Below are 2,179 nucleotides of genomic sequence, written 5' to 3'. Positions count from 1 at the left end.
TTACGGCTGCCGCCGCGGTTCTTCAACCGTGTCTGCGTGGACTGCAGAGCGCCCGGTGACCGATGGGAATGTCGCCGAGGGGGTTCGGCGGGCGAGCGGGTACCGTATCATCGGTAACAGCCATGACTGACTCCAGACTAGTTAGTTAGGGTTAGCGGTCCAGGGGTGCTCTAACACCTCTGGACCGCGCTTCTCACCGCATAGAGCGATGGTTGCCTGCGCAGCATTCACAGCGACGACGCAGGCAACGGAATTACCGTATCAAAACAACTTGAAGTTGTCTGTAGGCGCCTCGACCGATGTGCTCGGCCGAGGCGACGGAATGGTCTCGTCAGGGTTGCCCACCCGCCCGTATCGTCGCCTCATTGATGGCCCGCACCTTCGCCTCATCCACCTTCTCGATCTTCCTATCGTAGGTGTACAGACCATTGTGCTCACCCTCGACATCGGTGATTTGCGTATAGACGCTGCCGGATACGCCAATGCCCGGACCCTTGTCGCGCAGCACGGCCGTGTTGGCGACATAGCCCTCGTTCAACGCGGCGTTGTCTTTCACTTCGCCATACGGGTTGATCGGCGTGTTCGGCCACACATGACCGGGGACACCCAGCGTCAGACCACCGTGCTCACCATCCATCGAGGCTCGCGTCGCATCCGGCGCGGGAAGACCCGGACCCTGGTAATCGTGGATGTCGATAAGATCGCCGGCTTTCGGATCACCCTTGGTGTCGCAGCAGTTGGCACCGCTACGGGCATTGACCAGGCGCGACGGATCGCGCTTCTTGATCTGCATAGCCAACTCGGCAGCAGCCGGAATGCTCCACTGCCCCCAGCCTTCGTTGAACGGAATCCAGCCGATGATCGACGTCTCGCCCTTGAGCTGCTCAACGATGGCCGTGACATCGGTGCGGAAGCCGGCTTTGTCGGCCTCGCTGAGCTTGTCGTTGTGCCCGTTCGGTAGCGCCGGCATGTCCTGCCACACCATCAGGCCGATGCGGTCGGCCCAGTAGTACCAACGCGCCGGTTCCACCTTGATGTGCTTGCGGATCGTGTTGAAACCCAGATCCTTGGTCTTCTGGATGTCGAACTTGAGCGCTTCGTCCGTCGGCGCGGTGTAGATGCCGTCGGGCCAGTAACCCTGATCCAGCGTGCCTAGCAGGAAGGTCGGCTTACCGTTGAGCACGATGCGGTTGAGTCCACCCACCTTCTTGATGCCGATGCTGCGCATGCCGGCATAGCTGGTCACGTCATCGCGCTGGTCACCCTGCGCGAGCGTGGCCTTGAAGCTATAAAGGAAGGGATCCTCAGGGCTCCACAGGTGCGGATGCGCGATGACCAGATGTAGCGGCTTGCCGGCCGGACCGCTCGCTTCGCCCACCGACTTGCCGTCCGCATAGGCGGTGACATGCAGGGTGGCGTTTGCGGCGTTGCCCTGCAGCTTCGACGTCACGGTAAAGGCATCCAGGCTGGACGCCGGCGTGAAGTCCAGCTGCGCCAGGCGGGTCGCCGGCACCGGTTCCAGCCAGACCGACTGCCAGATGCCCGACGCTGCGGTATAGAAGATGCCGTCGGGTTTCAGTCGCTGCTTGCCGACCATGACGTTAACGCCGTCGACCGGCGCATGCACGGCGACGACGATCTCCTGCTGGCCGCTCGGCTGCAGCGCCTGTGTTATGTCCGCACTGAAGGAGGTGTAGCCGCCCGTATGGTGCGCCACTTCCTTGCCGTTGACGTACACGGTGGCATCCTGGGCCACGGCGCCGAGGTTCAGCTGCACGTGCTGGCCGTGCTCCGTGAAGGCGGCCGGGATATCGACGAGCCGCCGATAGACCATAAAGTCCGAATGCTTCTGCACGCCCGAGAGCACCGATTCGATCGGGTACGGGACCAGCACCTGGTCCTTCAGCGCCTTTCCAAAAGACGGTGCACCCTTCCCGTCTGTCGCTGCGTACTGCCACAGGCCGTTGAGGCTCATCCACTGGGGATGTTCGAGCGAGGGGCGCGCCAGTTGCGGGCGCGGGTACTCGGGTAGCGCATTCGTGGGCGATACCTGGGAGGTCCATGGGGTTGCCAGGGGGGCTGCTTTTCCGTTCCAGACGGACCTGTTGTCTGATGCGGCGACAGCCATCGGGGTGACGATTGCGGCTATGGCGAGGGCCTCAAAGCATCGCCGCTGAAG

At 62.7% G+C, this 2,179-nt stretch carries 1 protein-coding gene; it reads right to left on the bottom strand.

The features are described 5' to 3' along the window. Positions 1-331: 331 nt before the first annotated feature. On the bottom strand, positions 332-2,179 hold a 1,848-nt coding region (locus tag AC1DT2_RS21395), incomplete at its 5' end, for a glycoside hydrolase family 2 protein (protein ID WP_477298591.1).

It is taken from the genome of Luteibacter sp. P4_E6 (genome assembly GCF_056401535.1).
Note: the sequence above shows the minus strand (reverse complement) of the source record. Positions and strands in the feature narration are given on the sequence as shown.